At 39.5% G+C, this 19749-nt stretch carries 16 protein-coding genes; 7 read left to right on the plus strand and 9 right to left on the minus strand.

Annotated features, from left to right (window positions below):
• The 5 genes from ACESK1_RS03200 (at position 1) to tsaB (ending at position 5894) form a co-directional block, all read left to right on the plus strand.
• Positions 1-1266: an ABC transporter permease gene (locus tag ACESK1_RS03200; RefSeq protein ID WP_372917857.1), complete on the plus strand. Its 1266-nt coding sequence runs from the start codon at positions 1-3 to the stop codon at positions 1264-1266.
• A gap of 35 nt (positions 1267-1301) precedes the next feature.
• Positions 1302-2420, plus strand: coding sequence for an efflux RND transporter periplasmic adaptor subunit (locus ACESK1_RS03205; protein WP_372917859.1), 1119 nt, complete (start codon positions 1302-1304; stop codon positions 2418-2420).
• 62 nt (positions 2421-2482) lie between these two features.
• Positions 2483-3922: a TolC family protein gene (locus ACESK1_RS03210; protein WP_372917861.1), complete on the plus strand. Its 1440-nt coding sequence runs from the start codon at positions 2483-2485 to the stop codon at positions 3920-3922.
• Positions 3923-3925: 3 nt separating this feature from the next.
• The gene (locus tag ACESK1_RS03215) at positions 3926-5179 is read left to right on the plus strand and encodes an efflux RND transporter periplasmic adaptor subunit (RefSeq protein ID WP_372917863.1); all 1254 of its coding nucleotides are present in this window, start codon (positions 3926-3928) and stop codon (positions 5177-5179) included.
• A gap of 55 nt (positions 5180-5234) precedes the next feature.
• A complete protein-coding gene (tsaB, locus tag ACESK1_RS03220) occupies positions 5235-5894 on the plus strand; it encodes a tRNA (adenosine(37)-N6)-threonylcarbamoyltransferase complex dimerization subunit type 1 TsaB (protein WP_372917865.1) in 660 nt (219 codons plus the stop codon).
• On the opposite strand, the gene ACESK1_RS03225 is transcribed toward tsaB, so the two are convergent.
• Positions 5891-6772 carry a mechanosensitive ion channel family protein gene (locus tag ACESK1_RS03225; RefSeq protein WP_372917867.1) on the minus strand — a complete coding sequence of 294 codons (882 nt, stop codon included), beginning with the start codon at positions 6770-6772 and terminating at the stop codon, positions 5891-5893. The genes tsaB and ACESK1_RS03225 overlap by 4 nt on opposite strands.
• A gap of 66 nt (positions 6773-6838) precedes the next feature.
• On the minus strand, positions 6839-8884 hold the full coding sequence (locus tag ACESK1_RS03230; protein WP_372917869.1) for a thioredoxin domain-containing protein: 2046 nt from the start codon (positions 8882-8884) through the stop codon (positions 6839-6841).
• A gap of 197 nt (positions 8885-9081) precedes the next feature.
• Here ACESK1_RS03230 and ACESK1_RS03235 point away from each other — a divergent pair, with 197 nt between their 5' ends.
• Positions 9082-11346: an anion permease gene (locus ACESK1_RS03235; RefSeq protein ID WP_372917871.1), complete on the plus strand. Its 2265-nt coding sequence runs from the start codon at positions 9082-9084 to the stop codon at positions 11344-11346.
• A 9-nt stretch (positions 11347-11355) separates the two neighbouring features.
• Here the strand turns inward: ACESK1_RS03235 and ACESK1_RS03240 are convergent, their stop codons facing one another.
• Complete coding sequence (locus tag ACESK1_RS03240) at positions 11356-12282, minus strand: NifU family protein (RefSeq protein ID WP_372917873.1); 927 nt, start codon at positions 12280-12282, stop codon at positions 11356-11358.
• Positions 12283-12425: 143 nt separating this feature from the next.
• On the opposite strand from ACESK1_RS03240, the gene ACESK1_RS03245 reads away from it, so the two are divergent.
• Positions 12426-13397: a type IX secretion system membrane protein PorP/SprF gene (locus ACESK1_RS03245; RefSeq protein ID WP_372917875.1), complete on the plus strand. Its 972-nt coding sequence runs from the start codon at positions 12426-12428 to the stop codon at positions 13395-13397.
• On the opposite strand, the gene murI is transcribed toward ACESK1_RS03245, so the two are convergent.
• From murI to ACESK1_RS03275, 6 genes are all read right to left on the minus strand, one after another.
• The gene (gene murI, locus ACESK1_RS03250; protein WP_372917877.1) at positions 13394-14188 is read right to left on the minus strand and encodes a glutamate racemase; all 795 of its coding nucleotides are present in this window, start codon (positions 14186-14188) and stop codon (positions 13394-13396) included. The genes ACESK1_RS03245 and murI overlap by 4 nt on opposite strands.
• Before the next feature lie 65 nt (positions 14189-14253).
• Positions 14254-14763, minus strand: coding sequence for an OmpH family outer membrane protein (locus ACESK1_RS03255; RefSeq protein WP_372917879.1), 510 nt, complete (start codon positions 14761-14763; stop codon positions 14254-14256).
• A gap of 41 nt (positions 14764-14804) precedes the next feature.
• Positions 14805-15608 carry an OmpH family outer membrane protein gene (locus ACESK1_RS03260; RefSeq protein ID WP_372917881.1) on the minus strand — a complete coding sequence of 268 codons (804 nt, stop codon included), beginning with the start codon at positions 15606-15608 and terminating at the stop codon, positions 14805-14807.
• A gap of 30 nt (positions 15609-15638) precedes the next feature.
• Positions 15639-18254 (minus strand): outer membrane protein assembly factor BamA, encoded by a 2616-nt coding sequence (bamA, locus tag ACESK1_RS03265; RefSeq protein WP_372917883.1) that lies wholly within the window; start codon positions 18252-18254, stop codon positions 15639-15641.
• 7 nt (positions 18255-18261) lie between these two features.
• A complete protein-coding gene (locus tag ACESK1_RS03270) occupies positions 18262-19002 on the minus strand; it encodes an isoprenyl transferase (RefSeq protein ID WP_372917885.1) in 741 nt (246 codons plus the stop codon).
• 1 nt (position 19003) lies between these two features.
• Positions 19004-19705, minus strand: a complete 702-nt coding sequence (locus ACESK1_RS03275; protein ID WP_372917887.1) for a DUF6089 family protein — start codon at positions 19703-19705, stop codon at positions 19004-19006.
• Between the last annotated feature and the right edge of the window lie 44 nt (positions 19706-19749).

Consider the following 19749-nt stretch of genomic DNA (forward strand, 5'->3'; position numbering starts at 1 on the left):
ATGTTTAGCAGGGATAAATGGAGCGAAATAATTGAAGCATTAACAGCTAATTGGTTTAGAACCATACTCACGGCTTTTGGAGTAATGTGGGGGATCTTTATCCTGGTTATTTTACTCGCTGCGGGGAAAGGCCTCGAAAATGGTGTGAAGCAGGGTTTTAGTGGCATTGCTACCAATACGATGTTTATGTGGACACAAACCCCATCTAAACCCTATAAAGGCTTACCAAAAGGGAGACGTTATAGTTTTAAGACGGGCGATGTAGAAGCCCTTCGGGAGAATGTTCCGGGACTTCGGTTTATCTCTCCCAGAAACCAGTTAGGTGGCTTCGGCGGAAATAATAATGTGGTTCGTGGGTTGCAAACCGGTGCTTTTAATGTTTATGGCGATTATCCGGAGATCATTCAGCAGGAACCAATGGATGTTACTTCCGGGAGGTTTATTAACTACCTGGATATAGAACAAAAAAGAAAAGTTGCAATAATTGGTGAGGGTGTAAGAAGGGAACTTTATGATAAAGGAGAGGAAGTTATTGGAACTTATCTAAAAATAAATGGCGTCAATTTTATGGTGATCGGCACCTATAAGAAAAAAGGTGGCGGCGGAGGAAATTCAGAAGAAGGGCAGAAAGAAATTTATGTTCCCTTCACCGCGTTCTCCCAGGCCTTTAATATGGGAGACAGGGTAGGCTGGATGGCGATAACCGCCCAGGATGAAAATTCTATCACCAGTTTAAAATCAAGCATTTTAGATCTTATAAAAAGCAGGCATTCCATACATCCGGAAGACGATAGAGCTGTTGGAAATTTTGATTTATATGAAGAATTCAACAAGATAAACGGCTTGTTCGTGGCTTTGAAAGCCGTGGCCTATTTTGTAGGGATACTGGTATTGCTATCGGGTGTAATTGGCATCAGTAATATTATGCTAATCGTGGTAAAAGAAAGGACCAATGAAATTGGGGTAAGGCGGGCACTTGGTGCTACGCCCTGGTCTATTAGAGGACAAATTCTTATGGAATCTATCTTCCTTACCATTATTTCAGGAATGGCAGGGATTATTTTCGCAACAGGAATAATTGTAGCAATTAATTATGCTTTAAGCGGAATGGATACTTCAGAAATGATGTTTGCAAATCCCAGTGTTGATTTAGGGGTGGTACTTACCGCGCTGGCCATTTTAGTGTGCTCAGGCTTATTGGCGGGATTAATTCCTGCACAGAATGCTATTAAAATCAAACCCGTTGATGCCCTTAGAACCGAATAACTAGAGAAAGTAAAGAAGATAAATACAATCAAAAAATGAAAAAAACAGTAACCATCTCAATTTTAGTATTGATCGTCGTAGTTTTTGTAGGCGCATTATACTATTTGTTTCAGAAAAATCAGGAGGATCCTACGGTTTATGAAACCGAGCAGGCTTCCGTAGAAACCATCATCAAGAAAACGGTGGCGACTGGAAATATTGTTCCGAAGGAAGAAGTGCTCATAAAACCGAATATTTCCGGAATTATAGATGAAATATATATTGAAGCGGGAGAAAGAGTTGAGGCGGGAGATCTTATCGCTAAAATTCGGGTAATTCCAAATGTGAATTCATTACAAAGCGCTAAGGATGCTGTAGCTACGGCCAGGATCAATTTAGAAAATGAAGAAAAAACCTTTAAAAGGCAAAAGGCCTTATTTGAAAAAGGAGTGATCTCTCAAAACGATTTTGACAATGCTGAAGCAAACTATAAAAGAATGCAGCAGAACTATCGTTCGGCGGAACAAAATTTCGAAATTGTACGAACCGGGACCACCAGCGGAATTGGAAGTGCAGCTAATACACTTATTCGATCTACGGTAGATGGGATGGTGTTGGACGTGCCGGTGCGGGTAGGAAACCAGGTAATAGAAAGTAACAACTTTAATGATGGTACCACTTTAGCCACTCTTGCCGATGTTAATGAAATGATCTTTGAAGGAAAAGTTGACGAAAGTGAAGTAGGGAAGATAAAGGAAGATTTACCCCTGGAAGTAACGGTTGGTGCAATAGAGAATAAAACCTTTAATGCAATTTTAGATTATATCGCCCCGAAAGGAATAGATGAAAACGGAGCGATTCAGTTTGAAATAAAAGGCACCTTAGATAAAGCCGATACTACTTTTATTCGTGCCGGGTTAAGCGCAAATGCATCTATTATTTTAGACCGTGCAGACGAGGTTTTGGCAATTAAGGAAGCGCTTGTTCAGTTTGATCCAAAAACTCAGGAGCCTTTTGTGGAAATAGAAACCGGAGACCAGGAATTTGAAAGAAGGGATTTGGAATTGGGAATTAGTGATGGGATTCAGGTTGAAGTGAAAAATGGCATTTCTAAGGATGATAAAATTAAGGTTTGGAACAAGGTAAAACCAAGTCCGGAATTTGCCGGAAGTTAGATTTTTATTTCAAAATGTAACAAGTTTAGAATTTCACAGACTTATCAACTACAATACCGATTATGAAAAAATACAGCTTACTAACTCTATTTTTAATTTCTGCTTTATTTGCAACCGCCCAGGAAGACGACAAATGGACTCTTCAGGAGTGTGTGAATTATGCTCTTGAAAATAATATCTCCATTCAGCAATCTGAGCTTAACCTGGAACTTTCTGAAATTGAACGGCTCGATGCCATTGGAAATTTTCTTCCGAATGTTAACGCCTCTGCTACCAACTCCTGGAATACCGGTTTAACGCAGAATGTTACAACCGGAATTCTCCAAACGCAAACCACCAGAAACTTTTCAGCCGGAGTCACAGCCAGCATGAATCTTTTTGATGGCTTGCGCAATTTTAAACAACTGCAGCGCTCAAAGATCTCTCAACTTTCTGCCCAGTATTCGCTGGATAAGATGAAAGATGATATTACCCTTTTTGTAGCCGATTCTTATCTTCAGGTACTTTTCAGCAAACAAAATCTGGAAGTTCTGAGATCGCAAAACGAGGTAACCCTGGAACAACTGGAACGCACAGAGGAACTTGTTGAGGCCGGTTCTTTACCACGTGGTGATTTATTGGAAATCAGAGCTACCAGCGCAGATGAACAACAGCGTATGATAGTTGCCGAAAATAATATTAAAATTTCCCTGATCAACCTGGCTCAGATTTTAAGGATCAATGATTATGAAAATTTTGATATTGTAGATCGCGATTACGATATCTTCGGAACTGATATTCTTGAAAATTCGGTGTATGATATTATTGACCGCGCCAGAGAGGAACGATCAGAATTAAAAATAGCTGAGGCTAACCGTGACCTGGCCGAGAAAGATGTAGAAATTGCCAAAGGTGCATATATGCCTACTCTTGGTGCTTTCTTCAATTATAACACCCGGGAATCTGGGATGGGAAGAATAACAGGAGTAACTATTGATCCCCAGGATCCAACACGCGAAATTGGAGTGGTGGAAAGAACCGGAGATATTGTTGTCGCTCCAAATACGATGACTACCATAGGCAATCCGCTGCCTTTCTTCGAACAACTTCAAAGAAATGATGGTATTAGTTACGGAGTGCAGTTAAGTGTACCAATTTTTAACGGCTTTGCTACGCGTAACCAGGTTAAAAGATCTCAGGTAAGTGCTAAGCGTGCAGAATATGAAATGGAGCAGGCAGAGCTGGACCTTGAAGCTAATGTTTACCAGGCTTACGTAGATGCCAAAGGAGCTTTTGAAGCTTATGAAGCCGCTCTTGTAGCTGTTGATGCTCAGGAACAGGCTAATGAATATGCTACCCAGCGTTATGATGTTGGATTAACAAATGCTTTTGATTACAGCCAGTCTAAACTGCGGTATGAAAACGCCCAGCGTGAAGTGGTACGAACTAAATACGATTATATTTTTAAACTTAAAGTCATAGAGCTTTATTTCGGGGTTCCGGTAACAGAGCTTAAATTTTAGATTATGAAGAAAAAAACGCTTTTCATCATCATTGGTGTTTCCCTGGTTTTAATAGTAGTCCTGGTAGTCGGAAAAAGAGCTGGCTGGTTTGGAGATTCGGGGAATGTAAAAGAAGTGGAGATCGCTAAAACCGAGCCCATTGATATAACTGAGACTGTCGCGGCAACGGGAAAAATTCAACCGGAGGTAGAGGTTAAACTTTCTTCTGAAGTTTCCGGAGAGATCATTGAACTTCCTGTCAAAGAAGGACAGAGTGTGGAGAAGGGCGATCTTCTGGTAAAAGTAAATCCGGATATCTATCAGTCCAATCTTCAACGAATGGAAGCAGGTTTGCAGAATATGAGGGCAAATTACAACCAGGCGCAGGCAAATTTAAAACAGGCAGAAGCCGATTATAACCGGAATAAAACCCTTTTTGAAAAAGGAGTTATCTCCCAGGCCGAATGGGATGCGGTAGTTTCAAATTATGAAATGGCTCAAGCTTCAAAAGAATCAGCCTATTACAATATGCAAAGTAGTGCGGCCAGCGTAACCGAAGCCCGGGACAACCTTTCACGAACAAACATATATGCGCCTATGAGCGGCACGATCTCCCGTTTGGATGCAGAACTGGGCGAAAGAGTGGTTGGAACTCAGCAAATGGCGGGTACAGAGATCCTGAGGGTCGCTAACCTGGCTAATATGGAAGTGGAAGTTGATGTAAATGAAAATGATATCGTAAAGGTTGAAGTTGGAGATTCTACAATTGTAGAAGTAGATGCTTATTTACGCCGGGAGTTTAAAGGCCTGGTTACTGAAATTTCCAATTCTGCAGACAGCCAGCTTACAACAGATCAGGTGACCAATTTTAAAGTAAAGGTTAGGATCCTTGAAGAATCCTACCAGGATCTTGTGGAAGGGAAACCTGAAAATTATTCTCCGTTTCGTCCTGGGATGACTGCCACAGTAGATATTATTACTGATAAACGCGAAAATGTTATTGGAGTGCCGATTAGTGCCATCGTGGTTAAAAGCGATACTACAGCTAATGGAAATTCAACGGATAAGCCTGGCGGAGAAATGCATGAAGCAGTCTTTATTAAGAATAACGATGAAGCTAAACTGCGAGTGGTAGAAACCGGTGTGCAGGATGGGTCTAATATCGAGATCACCAAAGGTCTTGAAGAAGGAGAGGAAATTATTACCGGACCATATACGATCGTGACCAAATCTTTGAAAACGGGTGATAAAGTAAAAGTAGCTTCAGAAGAAAAATAGTAATTTTGTAGCCCTCGGGAAGAAATATCTCTTGCCGGTTAATAAAATTTCTGGTTTGCCAAATATTCTCTGTTTAGAAACTTCAAGTACTAATTGTTCGGTAGCTATTGCTACGGAAAAAGGTATACTTGCCCTTAAGGAAGATAAAAGTAGTAATTATTCTCACGCTGAAAAGTTGCACGTTTTTATCGATGAGATTCTGAAGGAAAATCAGTTACAGGTTTCAGATCTGGATGCCATTGCCATCAGCAAAGGACCGGGTTCCTACACGGGTTTGAGGATAGGAGTTTCGGCGGCAAAAGGCTTGTGTTTTTCGCTTAATATCCCTCTTATTTCCATTTCGACGCTTAGGTCTCTGGCCAGGCAAGTTGAAGAAAAGGATACGCTGATAATTCCGCTACTTGATGCACGAAGGATGGAAGTGTATTCTGCTGTTTTTAATGCTGAATTTGAACAGATAAGAGAAACCCGTGCTGAAATTCTTGAAACGGGCCTTTATAATGAATACCTGGAAAAAAGCAAAGTCGTGTTTATTGGGTCGGGAGTTGAAAAATTCAAAACCATCTGCGAACATCCCAATGCGGTTTTTGTTCCCGATAGTTTGCCTTCAGCAAGAGAGATGTGTACTCCTGCTATAGAAAAACACAAAGTAAGCGACACCGAAGATGTCGCTTACTTTGAACCTTATTATCTGAAAAATTTTAAAGCCGGTTAATTGGCTGAATTTGAATTGTTATTCTGATTCTTTTCTACTGCACCATTCATTTTTGTTTGGTCGTACAGGTAAACATCACGCTGAGGATAAGGAATAGTCATACCGGCTTCTTCTAGTCTAATTTTTCCTTCTTCAATCATATACCAGTGTAGGTCCCAGAATTTACCGTTTTCAGCAAAATATCTAACCGAAAAGTTTACTGAATCGGCTCCGAGTTCCGCAACAATAATTTGTGGGGCAGGTTCTTTAAGAACATCTTCATGTTCTTCAACAAGGTCCCTAAGTACTTGTTTTGCCTTTTTTAAATCATCATCATAAGATATCCCAAAGTTTAAAGTTTCCCTCCTTGTTCCATTGAAACTATAGTTAATAATATTATCGTTACTCAAGTCACCGTTAGGTATTATCGCTCGTTGATTCCCAAAAGTATCCAATTGGGTATAAAACAGGTTGATTTCTACCACAGAACCAGAAACCCCCTGTACTTCTATCCAGTCGCCAACTTTAAAGGGCTTAAGAATTATGAGCAGTACACCCCCTGCAAGGTTGGAAAGTGATCCCTGCATTGCAAGACCAACCGCTAAACCTGCAGCACCAATAGCAGCCACCAGGGAAGCGCTCTCTACACCTAATTGGGTGATCACGAGCACAAAAAGAATTATTCGAAGTCCCCACCGAATAGAATTTAAGGTGAAAATCTCCAAAGTTCTATCGTAATCTTTCCTTTGAAATAGTTTATCTACATATTTAACAATTAGACTAATTACCCAAAGGCCAATAACCAGCAAAGCAAGTGCACCCAATAGATTTGGGAGGTAATCAATAAATTTTTTTGCATATTCCTGGGCAACATCTTGCCAGTCATTAATTTCATTCATAAATAAATTTTTTACAAAGAGAATATATTAAAGAAAAATTCGGGAATAATCCTTGTTTAAATTTTGTTAAAAATGTTTAATTAATTCAATAGTTTTTTCAACAGATGTTTGGGGTAAGTCACATTTTCCATGGCTGCAAACGTAAATAAGGGTTTTGCCCTCTTTATAACGATTTTTCAATAGTGCTACCTTACTCTCTGTTGTGCTTCCTGCAATAACAATATTTGGGAGGTACTTTTCCTGTAGGGATTTATTAAGATTTTTTGTCTTACTTCCGGTAATAGCAACCTCATAAAAAGGATGAGTGTAATTCATCATAAGGTCCAGCCAGTTCGAATAGGAACCAGGATGAGACTTTATTTGGGGCTGTATGCTTTTCAGCATTTTTTCTGAACGTGTTTTGTAATCCGGTTTTTCCAGTAATTCTGAAAGTTTAAATAAATTTTTTGCCATAGTGGAATTTGAAGCTGGAATCACGTTATCCATGATTTCCAAAGTTCGAGTAATGAGTTTTCTATCTTTATTTGAAGTGAAATAAAACATAACTGAATCTCCGCTGAAATCTTCGATGCATATCTCACATAACTTATCGGCCAGACTTAGCCAGGATTCATCAAAAGTAATTTCATAGAGTTTTATGAAAGCCTCTATGGTGAAGGCGTAATCCTCGAGGTATGCATTTATATTGCTTTTTCCGTTTTTATAACTGTGTTTGAGTCTGCCGTTTTCGGCAATCAGGTTAGCCTTAAGGAAATTTGCATTTTTTAGGCCTGTGTTGAGATATTCTTCCTTGCCCAGTGCCGTATATGCTTCTAAATATCCTGTTAGCATAAGGGCATTCCACGAAGTAAGGCTCTTATCGTCCAGACCTGGTTTGGAACGGCTGTCTCGATGTTTTTTGAGTTTTTTCATCCACAATTGAACCTTTTCCTCTAATTGCTCTTCTGAAATATTGAATTCGGAAGCAATTTCCTCTGAATTTTTAGTTCGTATCAGGACATAACTATCTTTTTCCCATTTACCGATTCTATTTATATTGAAGTAAGCAGAAAAAAGCTTGAAATCCTCCTGAAGCAAATTTTCCAGCTCAGGTTTTGTCCAGGTGTAATAGGCTCCTTCTTCTGATTTACCCATCTCGTTTAAACTATCGGCATCTAAAGCCGAATAAAAAGCATGTTCCGATGAGGTTAGTTCTTCCTCTATAAATTCCAGGGTTTTCTCAATTACTTCCTTAAAAAGGATGTTTTTGGTGTGTTTATAGGCTTTGCTATAGAGACTAACAAGTTGAGCATTGTCGTAAAGCATTTTCTCAAAATGCGGCACGTGCCAGCGCTCATCAACCGAATATCTGGAAAAACCACCACCTACCGGATCGTAAATACCACCCCAGGCCATTTTTGTTAGCGTGTGGTAGACAAACTGTTCCAATTCTTCATCTTTCTGCTGAAGAGCATATCTAAATAGGAATTCATAATTGTTGGGCATCATAAACTTAGGAGAGCCCTTGTAACCTCCATTCTGGAGATCAAAATCTGATTTCCATTTCCCCAGGATCTCAGGATAAAAATCCCTGGAAAAAGCTTGTTCCTCTTCCGGCAGTTCTATGACTTGTAATTTTTGCAATCCCTCCTCCAGTTTTTCTGCATATTCCAGTAATTGTTCAGGTTTCTGTTTATACAATTTAGAAAGCTGAGTTAGCGCATTTATCCATTGTTCTTTTCTGAAATAGGTGCCTCCCCAAACCGGCCTGCCGTCGGGAAGAGTAACCACATTCATAGGCCAGCCACCGCTCCCGGTCATAACCTGGACGGCATTCATATAAACCTGATCAATATCCGGTCGTTCCTCCCGATCTACTTTAATATTTACAAAATTGCTATTCATAACCTTTGCCACTTCCGGATCTTCAAAACTTTCGTGCTCCATGACATGGCACCAATGACAGGCTGAATATCCCACGCTTATTATCAAAAGTTTATTTTCCTTCTCTGCCTTTTCCAGGCTTTGGTCATTCCAGGCTTTCCAGTCCACAGGATTATGAGCATGCTGTAAAAGATAAGGGCTTGACTCATTAATAAGTTCATTGGTGTATTTAGGTTTATTTCCTTTCATATTTATTATTTTTAACCCATTATTTACCCTGAAATGATAGGGTTTCTCGAAAATCTATACATTTAAAGATAAAAATTTAAAAAGGAGTTGTAGCTCTGGAATTTGTAAACTTTTATTAATTGAAAGGAGAAAGGCCTTTAAGAATTTCTTTTCCGGCAGAAGAGATCAATTTTTAGGTTTGGATATATTTAAAGCCTATGGAAGACGTATACATTGTAATGTTAGTTGCATTATTTGCACTTGCGATTACAGACCTGGTGGTTGGAGTAAGTAACGATGCCATTAACTTCTTAAACTCTGCAATAGGTTCAAAAGCTATCTCCATGCGTACTATTCTAATAGTAGCCAGTCTTGGGGTGGCAGTAGGGGCAATATTTTCCAGTGGGCTTATGGAAGTTGCACGAAAAGGGATTTTTGTTCCCGATCAGTTCTATTTTGAAGAGATCATGATCATCTTTATGGCCGTAATGATTACCGATGTTTTATTACTGGATTTTTTCAATTCTCTTGGCCTTCCAACTTCTACTACTGTTTCTATCGTTTTTGAACTTTTAGGAGCCGCAGTAAGTATGGCAGCGATTAAGATCTATATGGATACGGGGGATTTCAGCCAGCTGTCTACTTATATTAATACTGCCAAAGCTACTGAAATTATTATAGGAATTCTTCTGGCTGTGGTTATAGCCTTTGTCGTGGGTGCTATAATTCAGTATGTATCCCGACTTATTTTCTCATTTCAGTTTGAAAAGAAACTGAAATATGTAGGCGCCCTTTTTGGGGGAGGTTCTCTTACAGCCATTCTTCATTTTATATTTATGAAAGGTCTTAAGAGTGTTTCGTTTATACCAACTTCTTTTCTGGATTATTTAAACGATAACTCCTTGCTTATCATTGGGATTGGTTTTGTGATTTTCACACTGCTTTCCCAGTTGATCATGAGTGTCTTTAAAATGGACATTCTTCGGGTTATTATCGTAATAGGGACATTTGCACTGGCTCTGGCATTCGCAGGAAATGACCTGGTCAATTTTATAGGGGTTCCAATCGCGGCATGGCAATCTTTTGAGATCTGGCAATCGGCTTATCAGGCCACCGGGGTTATGCCTTCAGAATTATTAATGAGTGAACTTTCGGGAAGTGTACCTACCCCACAATTATTACTGGTCCTGGCTGGTGGGATTATGGTGGCTACGATCTGGTTTTCCGGGAAAGCCCGTTCGGTGGTAGATACCGGTGTGAACCTTGCACGTCAGGGAGAGGGATCAGAGCGCTTTGAGCCTAATTTTCTTTCCCGGGGTATTGTACGCTATTCGGTGATTTTTGGGAATGCGATTTCAGTAGTTCTTCCCCTGCGCCTTAAAAGAAAAATAGAATCCAAATTTAATAAGCCTACCTCCCATGTAAGAAGTAAAAGAGCTAATGCTCCTGCCTTTGATATGGTTAGAGCATCTGTGAATCTGGTGGTTGCCAGTGTTCTTATTTCTATTGGTACCAGTTTGAAACTTCCGCTTTCCACCACTTATGTGACTTTTATGGTAGCTATGGGTACTTCTTTGGCAGACAGGGCCTGGGATAGAGAAAGTGCAGTTTATAGAGTGGCAGGAGTTCTAAACGTGGTAGGCGGCTGGTTTGTCACCGCTATGGTTGCCTTTACCGCAGCGGCTGTATTTGCTGCAATTATATATTATGGCGGAATGATAGCCCTGGCCTTACTTATTATTCTTGCCGTAGTGCTGGTAGTAAGAAGTAGTATGTTGCATTCTAAGAAAACAAAAGAGGAAAAAAGCAAAAAACGATATAACAGAACTGATATAATTACCATTAATGAAATAACCTCTGAAAGTTCAGAAAATATATCTAGTGTGATTAGTGGCGTAAATAAAATGTACACTAAAACAGTGGATAATCTGGGCTATCATGATCTTGGTAAGCTGAAGAAAAACAGCAAGGCGATAAAAAAGCTGGAATCTGAAGTTGATGAATTAAAAGGCAATATTTTTTACTTTATTAAATCACTGGATGAAGATTCAGTAGAAGCGAGTAAATTCTATATTTTAATACTGGATAACCTTCAGGACATGGTCCAATCAATAGGATTCATTACACGGAACTCCTATAATCATGTAAATAACAACCATAAAAATCTTAAATTCAACCAGGTTAGAGACCTGAAGAAGGTTGACGAAAAGATGCAGGTTTTGTTTGATGACATCAAGGAAATCTTCGATAATCATGAATTCAACAATATTGATCAAATCCTCGCTGAAAAGCAGCAACTACTGGATTATGTTTCAGAGCTCATCCAAAGACAGATCAACCGAATCCGTACTTCTGAAACGAGCCCCAGAAATACAAAGCTTTACTTCGGATTACTGCTTGAAACAAAAGATTTAATCAGCTCCACAATGAGTTTGCTACAGTTATTCCAGGAATTCAATAAGGATGCAAATAGAACGCTTTAAAAGGCTTTTCTAGCCATTTACAGCTTCAACATAATCTACCTTTCCGTGAAGCATGTCGCGTAACATTGTTTCAATTCCGCTTTTGAGCGTCATTGTAGAAGATGGGCAACCACTGCATGCACCTTGCAGAATTACTTTTACTGTTTTGCTTTCCGGGTTATAAGAATCAAACAGAATATTTCCCCCGTCGCTGGCTACAGCCGGTTTAATATATTCATCCAGTATTGCAATTACCTGTTGGGAAGTGTCATCAAGGCTTTCCAGATCAAGCTGAGGTTTCTTTTCCTCAGATTTAGTCTCGGTCTCGGTATCAGTCATGTCAAGACTTTCGTCAGTAATTACCTCATTTCCTTCCTGCAGGAAATTACGGATAAATTCCCGTAACTCCATTGTAATTTCTTCCCAGCCTGCGATATCATATTTTTGAATAGACACGTAATTTTCGTCCATAAAGATTTCCTTTACGAAGGGAAAATGAAAGAGCTTCTGCGCCATGGGAGCGTTTTTAGCGTCATCGATATTTTTAAATTCTGCAGCCTGAAGCACTAGTTTTTTATTGGCAACAAACTTCATCACCGCCGGGTTCGGAGTGCTCTCAGCATAAACCGTAACAGGGACTGATTTTTTATCTTCGCCCGCATCTTCTTTAACTGCTTCTCCGCCTTTATTTAGATATTCCTCGATCTGGTCGGCAACTTCTTCCTGAACATCCTTCCATTCCACGATATCATATTTTTCGATCGCGATGAAATTTTGTGCAATGTAAACGGTTTTCACAAAGGGCAAATAAAATAACTGCTGGGCCAGAGGAGAGTTTTTTGCTTCGTCTATATTGTGAAATTCAAAACTTTTGTGACGGGTGAGAAATTTGTTGGCTTCAAATTTAACAATGCTGGATTTATCTGTAGGTTGTATATTGATGGCGAAAGTGCTCATAGTAAAATTTTTGTGCAAAAGTAATAAAGAAAACTTAGCTAATCGATATCTTTACCTTCCTTATGGGAATAACTTTCCGATTAAATTTATGTGTTTCAGGTAATTTGAAATTTCCCTGGGTAAAACCCTGGAGTAAAATATCTGTGCTATTCTTGTTGTTTTTCGGTTTCACCGGTCATGCTCAGGAAGTAATTCCAACATATTCAGATTATCTAACAGATAACCTTTATTTATTGCATCCTTCAATGGCAGGCGCTGCCAATTCGAATCAAATTAGACTAACCGCGAGACAACAATGGTTTGACGTAGACAATGCCCCCAACTTACAAACTCTGGCAGTTAACGGAAGGTTAGGGGAGCGGGTAGGTGTAGGAGGTATTCTTTTTAACGATCAAAACGGAAATTTCTCGAAAACCGGGGCGTACGCTACTTTCGCATATCATTTAATGTTTTCCAGAAGTGAATTTGATCTTAATCAACTTTCCTTCGGAATAAGCGCGGGGGTAATCCAGCATAGGTTGGATCAAAGTAGCTTTACAGAATATGATCCCATTATTGGGGGAGATGACCAGGCCGATATCTACGGAAATATGGATCTTGGTCTTTCTTATTATTACCTTAATTATTATGTGCACCTGGCTGCTAAGAATATATTGTCAGTAAGAAGGGAATTGTTCTATTCTGATGCAGTACCAAGTAATCAACGTAAATACCTTGTCTCTACCGGCTATGTTTTTGAAACAAATTCTCCCTGGAGTTATGAGCCATCCATTTTATTTCAACTCCGGGAGCAAACCGCTGAAAAAAATATTGACATTAATATAAAAGCATATCACGAAGTTGATTTCGGACAGGTTTGGGGTGGCCTTTCCTACCGCAACAGTTTTGAAGGTGCCGAGTATACCAGTGATGGCCAGGAAATTAAAAATCAACAATTACGATATTTAACTCCTTTTGTTGGCTTTGATTATCAGCGCTTCATGTTTGGCTACACTTATACCCACCAGTTTAATTCGTTGGTTTTAAGCAATAACGGATTTCATCAAATTACCCTGGGTTACGATTTCGGGGAAAACCGTGGTCGTTATGATTGTAAATGTCCTGCTGTTAATTAGAAATCGAGTTGGGATACCTTATAGTGGTTTTCTTCAGCATTAATAAGCGAAGCTAAAACTGCCTGATCTGTATTGCTATAAAATTCATGAATGGGTTTTTCACCTGTTTCCGCAGATAGAAGGTTATTTTGAGATAAGATTACTTTTGTTTGTCTTGCCACAGCTTCCCCTGAATCGATAAGCTGAACTTCCTCAGAAAGAATTTCCTTAAGTATAGGAATTAAATAAGGATAATGGCTACAGCCTAAAACCAGGTAATCTATAGATTGTTCCAGCATGGGTCGTAGAAGTTTTAGAAGCAAGCTTTTTGTTTGCGCGGAATCCTTTTTACCGCTTTCTATTAATTCTACAAGTCCGTTACCCTCTACCTCTATAATTTGAATGTCCTTGGAATATATTTCTGAAGCCTTATGAAAAAGTTCACTGCTTAAGGTACCCTGAGTAGCAAGGATGCCGATGGCTTTGGTTTTGGAATGCAGGGCCGCCGGCTTTATTGCCGGTTCAATCCCAATAAACGGTACATTGTAATTGCTTCTTAGGACTTTAATGGCGTTCGTGGTTGCTGTATTACAGGCCACAATAATAATTTTAGCACCCATTGCCAGAAGTTTCTCTGTATTCTTTCTGCTGAGATTTATTATTTCTTCAACGGGTTTTGTGCCGTAGGGCGCGTTTTTGCTGTCGGCCAGATAAATGGTTTTTTCGTAGGGAAGAAGTTCGTGTATTTCTTTCCAGATGGAGGTGCCGCCTACACCCGAATCAAAAATACCAATAGGTTGGTTTGAACTCATAGGTACAAAAATAAAAACTGCGCCCGAATGGAGCGCAGTTTTTAAATATATTTTGAATCTGGGAATTACATTCCAAGTTCTGACTTTACATCAGCCATAAGGTCTTTTCCATCAGCAAGGATAACTCCTGTTCCTGTAGTAGAGTCAAGAACATAATCAAAACCTTGTTCTCTGGCTACTTTCTGGATAGCTTCACGAGCTTTCTCAATTACAGGACGAATAAGATCACTCTCTTTTTTCTGAAGATCCTGTCTTGCTTTCTGGCTATGCTCCTGGATTCTTCTTTCAGTTGCCTGAAGTTCAGTAGCACGTTTCGCATTTTCTTCTTCTGTTTGAGTTTCAGCTTCAGTCTGGTAACGTTGCATTGTGTTTTGAGCTTCTGTCAACATGTCTTTGATTTCAGCATCGTAAGTTTTTTCCAACTTCTCAAGTTGGTCCATAGCATTTTTATACTCAGGCATAGACTCAACAAGCTCCTGGGTAGCGATATGTGCTACTTTTGACTGAGCATTTGTAAAAGCAGTAGCACCAAGTGTTAAGGCTAAGGCTATAAAAAGTGTTTTGAATTGTTTCATTTTAAAGGGATATTAATTGTTAAGTTAAAGGTTTGATTTATTTAGTTTATCGTGTCTTTCTGATTTCTTATCGCCTGGATGGAATCCTTTTTCCTTTTTCTTTCTTCAAGGATTCTGTTACGGCGTTCTTCAAATTCTCTTTGTCTGGCTTCTTTTATGGAATCCCGCTGTCTTTTACGTTCTTCAATAAGTGCTTCGCGCTCGCTTTTGTTGTCTTTAACTGCTTTTTCTTTTTCAGCAATTTCAGCATCTTCTTCTACAGTTCTGTTCTCCTCACGTTCAAACTCCTCGATCTCATCTTTTGAATCTAACTGGCGACGGTTAGAAGCTCTGTTAATACTTCTCAAAACCTGATCGCTGATATCTAATTGACGTGAGGCATAAACCATACCACTTTCAGAAGTGCGGTCAAAAACCATATCAAGATTACGGTTTTCAGCAATTTCCTGAACCGCGGTGAAAACCTGGTCCTGGATTGGTCTTATTAATTGTTTCTTCTGAATTATATAATCACCATTTGGGCCAAACCTGTTTTGTTCATATTCGGCAGCTTGTTCTTCGCGATAAGTGATTTCTTCTTCGCGTTCTTCAACAAGTTCTTTGGTAAGAAGAGCTTTTTCGTTTTCCAGCTCTTCCTTTAAAGCCTGAATTTCTCTTCTATTCTTTTCGGCAACTTCGCGCCAGTCTTTTACTCTGGTATCGAGCTGGGTTGCCGCTTGCTGATATTCGGGAACATTTTCAAGAATATACTCCATATCAACATAACCAATGCGGAAAGACTTTTGGGCATTTGCACCAAAATTTCCTACCAGGATTATCATCGATAAAAAGAGAATTCTTTTCATAGTACCGAATATAGAAAATATCATGCCAATTTAAAACTGTTGACCTATGATAAAATGCGTTTCCCATCCATTTGCGTTAGGGTCACCCACTATGGGGTCAAATCCGTAACCAAAATCTATTCCCAATAAACCAAAGGCCGGCATAAATATACGTAGACCTGCACCCGCCGATCTGTTAAGCTGGAATGGGTTGTAATCTTTAAAATTATCATAGGAAGCTCCAGCTTCTAAAAATGTCAAAGCATAAATTGATGCTGAAGGCTTAAGCGTGATTGGATATCTTAATTCAAGAGAATATTTATTGAAAATAGTTGCGCCATCATCTGTAGAACCTGTTGGTCTGTCAATTGGCACTACCGATTGGTTAGGATAACCTCTAAGCTGCACGGTCTCTCTTCCATCTAAACTGAAAGCTCCAAGGCCATCTCCCCCAAGGAAGAAACGCTCGAAAGGTGGCACCCCACGATCGTTATTGTAAGCACCAAGGAAACCATATTCTGCAAAAGTTCTTAGTACCAGTTTATCGTAAATTTGAGTAAACCACTCCCCGCTAAACTTAACTTTATAGAATTCCAGCCATTTAAATTTCTCCTGGTCTATTAGCGCCTGGTCAGCTACCGCATTTTCAGGGGTAACACGTCCACCCTCACGATCTATAAGGTTGCCGTTTTCATCTTTCAATTGAAATTCTTCCTGATTTCCGAGGTTTGCATAATCTACATCATTCCATAGAGAATATGGAGGGGTGAGTTTAGCCGTCAACTTAAATTTAGATCCTCCCGTAGGGAAAATCGGGTTTATGTAAGTGTTATCTCTTGTTAATCCGAAGGTGTAACTTAAGTTATTGGAATGTCCATCCCCGAAAGTAAATAGTCCTGTGTTGTAGTTGTTCAGGTTATAACGTTGGAATCCTACAGCATGAGAAACTGTTATGTATGGATCGGGTACTGTTAAACGCTTTGCTAAACCTACATTTATTCCAAGAATGTCAAAGCTTCTGCTTTTATCGGCTCTTCGGCTCAAATAATCAAACAGGAATTGCCTGGTATAAGAGAACGAAGTCTGTAGGCTAACCGGTTTTTTACCTCCCAGCCATGGTTCGGTAAAACTAAGACTGTAGGTTTGGTAAAAGGTACTGGCCTGCGCCCTTAAGGAAAGCGATTGACCGTCTCCCATGGGTAATGGCTTGTATGATTCTTTGTCAAAAATTCCTGAAAGAGCGAAATTATTAAAGGATAACCCCAGGGTTCCTATAAAACCTCCACCGCCATAACCACCTTGTAGCTCAATCTGGCTGGCACCAGCTTCTACTACCGAGTATTCCAAATCAAGAGTTCCGGTTTGTGGGTTTGGATCAACAAAATTAGGTTCCAGCTGTTCTGCATCAAAAAATCCTAACTGTCCTAATTCCCTAACCGTAGATACCACATCTTCCTGGCTGTACTTCTGGCCAGGCTTGGTTCTTAATTCCCGGTAGATCACGTGGTCTTTTGTTTTGTCGTTTCCGGTAACCCGAATTTCATTAAAATAAGCCTCTTTTCCTTCCATGATTCTTATTTCAAAATCTATGGTGTCATTGTAAACATTGGTTTCAACCAGGTCTATGTTCGAGAAAAGATATCCATTGTTTTTGTAAAGGTTGGAAAGATCCTGGGCGTCTGGCCTGCTTTGGTCCATAATTCGTTTATCCAAAAGTACACCGTTGTAGATATCTCCTTTGTTTATTCCAAGGACTCTTTGCAGATGGTCATCAGAATATACCGAATTACCTAAAAATTCTATGTCGCCGATATAATATTGGTCTCCTTCTTCAATTTGAAGTCGTAAGGCTATACTTTTTTCGTCTTTTTCAATAAGACTATCGGAAACGATACGGGCATCCCGGTAACCTGTTTCTTTATATTTATCAATAATGGACTCCTTGTCTTCCTGATAATCTGCCCGAACAAATTTTGATCTTTTCCAGAATCTAAACAGGTTTTTCTGCTTAGTGTTTTTCATATTGCGTTTCAGTTTGGCGTCTGAAAAGCTTTCATTTCCAACAAATTCGATGTCATCTATTTTAACGCGATCTCCCTTATCGATATTCACCATCATATTAACAAGGTTAGATGCGGTGTCTGTGGTGTCTTCTACCGGAGTTGTGTTGACATTTACTCTGGCGTTAAAATAACCTTCCTTACGATATTTATTTTCGATATAATTTTTGGTGGTCGTGATAAGGTTTTCAGTAACCTTTGCACCTTCCCTGAGTTTGTTTTCTTCCAGGAGTTCTTCCTGTTCGCGCTTCTTTAGCCCCTGAATCCTAACCTTGGAGAGCTTAGGAACTTCCTGGATTTCCAATTCAAGATCGGCAACTCCATCTTCAACATTAGTAATGTAGAAATTAATATCACTGAAAAGATCCAGCTTCCATAGTTTTTTCAGGACTTTGCTCAAGCGGTCTCCGGGAATGTAGATTTCCTCTCCCTCCTTAAGGCCGGTATAGGCGATAACGGTTTGTTCGTTATAACTTACGTTACCCGTTACGCTTATTTCTCCCAGAATATATTTTTCACCATCTGAAATTGGCAGGTCTTGTGCCTGGGTGGAGGATGTGCCTAAAATAAAACAAAATGCTACAAGTGCTATAAACTTCTTTGTCATGAATGCGCTAACTGAGTTGCTCACTGGTTTTTCCAAATCGTCGTTCTCTATTTTGATAATTGTAAATGGCCTCAAAAAGGTTTTCTTTTCTGAAATCAGGCCATAGTATTTTTGTAAAATATAATTCTGCATAAGCAATTTGCCATAGGAGGAAATTACTAATGCGCTGCTCACCGCTCGTTCTTACAAGCAGATCTACATCTGGTAAATTTCGGGTGTAAAGATGCTGATTTATAACCGATTCATCAATAGCTTCAGGAGATATTTCCTCGTTTTTAACTTTCAGGCTTATTTCTTTAATTGCGCTGGTTAATTCTTCCCGGGAACCATAACTTAAAGCCAGTGTTAAAACCATACGATTATTGTCTTTGGTTTTTTCTATAACTTCCTGAAGCTCACGGAATGCCTTTTTTGGAAGATTATCCAAGTTTCCGATAGCGCTTAAACGTATATTGTTTTCCTGAAGGGTTTTGATTTCTTTTCTAAGAGAAGAAACCAGGAGTTTCATAAGTGTTTGAACCTCTAATTTGGGCCTGTTCCAATTTTCAGTAGAAAAAGCATACAGCGTAAGATTTTCTATCCCAATTTCTGCGGCTCCTTCTACTACATCCCTTACCGCAGTAGTACCTTGTTCGTGTCCTTTTATTCTTAAGAAACCTTGTTGTTTTGCCCACCTACCATTACCATCCATAATTACGGCAATGTGCTTAGGCAATTTCTTAAGGTTAATTTTATCTCTGTAATTCATACTAAAAATTCCGGTAACAAGGTCTTCTACCCCAGGAAAAGGTGAAATTCACCCCCGTGAAAACATACCAATCGTTGGTATTCCGGTTTCCAAATTCAATTGGCGGATCCCGCCTGTCTAATAATTCTTCTGGCCAGCTACCATCCAGGTTATCGGTGAAAGTGTAGCGTGCCCCAATCTCGAAAGCGCCTACAATATGGCTTGTGATACTCTCCTTATATCCAATTACCATTGGGATGGCAAAAGACCAGTTGGTACCTTCGTTCACCAGATTCCCGCCACGACCATTTTTTAAATACAGATGATCTGCTTTGAAATATGTTAATCCGGTGTAAAGATAAGGCGAACTTTGCGGATGTCCTTGATGAAGATCAAAATCCCAGAAATTAAATTCTATTCCTAAAGAAGCTTCAGCGATATTATTGCTGAAAGAATACCCTCTCTGTACTCTCCTTGTTTCTGAAGATTTGGTGTCATCGGCATTTAATTCAGCAAAAAGTAATGATAATCTGAAGGAATGCCTGGGGCTTCGGTTCCATTTTACCAGTCCTCCAAACACCAGTGAATTAGGGAGAATATAATTTGTTCTACCTACATCACCTATGAAGTTAGCTCCACCTATAAATGGGCCTCCCTCAAAGGTTTGTGAATATGTGTTAGCCGAGTAAGCAAACATGATTACAAAAGCTATTAGGTACCTCATAGGTTTTCAAAAGTTTGCAAATATAACAATAATGTTTGCTCCAC

The sequence above is a fragment of the Salegentibacter sp. genome (genome assembly GCF_041642575.1).
Classification (GTDB): domain Bacteria; phylum Bacteroidota; class Bacteroidia; order Flavobacteriales; family Flavobacteriaceae; genus Salegentibacter.

What these genes read in the sequence shown, in the direction of transcription:
- ACESK1_RS03275 (WP_372917887.1), bottom strand. Translation starts at nt 19,705, where the DNA reads ATGAGGTACCTAATAGCTTTTGTAATCATGTTTGCTTACTCGGCTAAC.
- ACESK1_RS03235 (WP_372917871.1), top strand. Translation starts at nt 9,082, where the DNA reads ATGGAAGACGTATACATTGTAATGTTAGTTGCATTATTTGCACTTGCG.
- ACESK1_RS03210 (WP_372917861.1), top strand. Translation starts at nt 2,483, where the DNA reads ATGAAAAAATACAGCTTACTAACTCTATTTTTAATTTCTGCTTTATTT.
- ACESK1_RS03240 (WP_372917873.1), bottom strand. Translation starts at nt 12,282, where the DNA reads ATGAGCACTTTCGCCATCAATATACAACCTACAGATAAATCCAGCATT.
- ACESK1_RS03255 (WP_372917879.1), bottom strand. Translation starts at nt 14,763, where the DNA reads ATGAAACAATTCAAAACACTTTTTATAGCCTTAGCCTTAACACTTGGT.
- ACESK1_RS03205 (WP_372917859.1), top strand. Translation starts at nt 1,302, where the DNA reads ATGAAAAAAACAGTAACCATCTCAATTTTAGTATTGATCGTCGTAGTT.
- ACESK1_RS03200 (WP_372917857.1), top strand. Translation starts at nt 1, where the DNA reads ATGTTTAGCAGGGATAAATGGAGCGAAATAATTGAAGCATTAACAGCT.
- bamA (WP_372917883.1), bottom strand. Translation starts at nt 18,254, where the DNA reads ATGACAAAGAAGTTTATAGCACTTGTAGCATTTTGTTTTATTTTAGGC.
- ACESK1_RS03230 (WP_372917869.1), bottom strand. Translation starts at nt 8,884, where the DNA reads ATGAAAGGAAATAAACCTAAATACACCAATGAACTTATTAATGAGTCA.
- murI (WP_372917877.1), bottom strand. Translation starts at nt 14,188, where the DNA reads ATGAGTTCAAACCAACCTATTGGTATTTTTGATTCGGGTGTAGGCGGC.
- ACESK1_RS03225 (WP_372917867.1), bottom strand. Translation starts at nt 6,772, where the DNA reads ATGAATGAAATTAATGACTGGCAAGATGTTGCCCAGGAATATGCAAAA.
- ACESK1_RS03260 (WP_372917881.1), bottom strand. Translation starts at nt 15,608, where the DNA reads ATGAAAAGAATTCTCTTTTTATCGATGATAATCCTGGTAGGAAATTTT.
- ACESK1_RS03270 (WP_372917885.1), bottom strand. Translation starts at nt 19,002, where the DNA reads ATGAATTACAGAGATAAAATTAACCTTAAGAAATTGCCTAAGCACATT.
- ACESK1_RS03215 (WP_372917863.1), top strand. Translation starts at nt 3,926, where the DNA reads ATGAAGAAAAAAACGCTTTTCATCATCATTGGTGTTTCCCTGGTTTTA.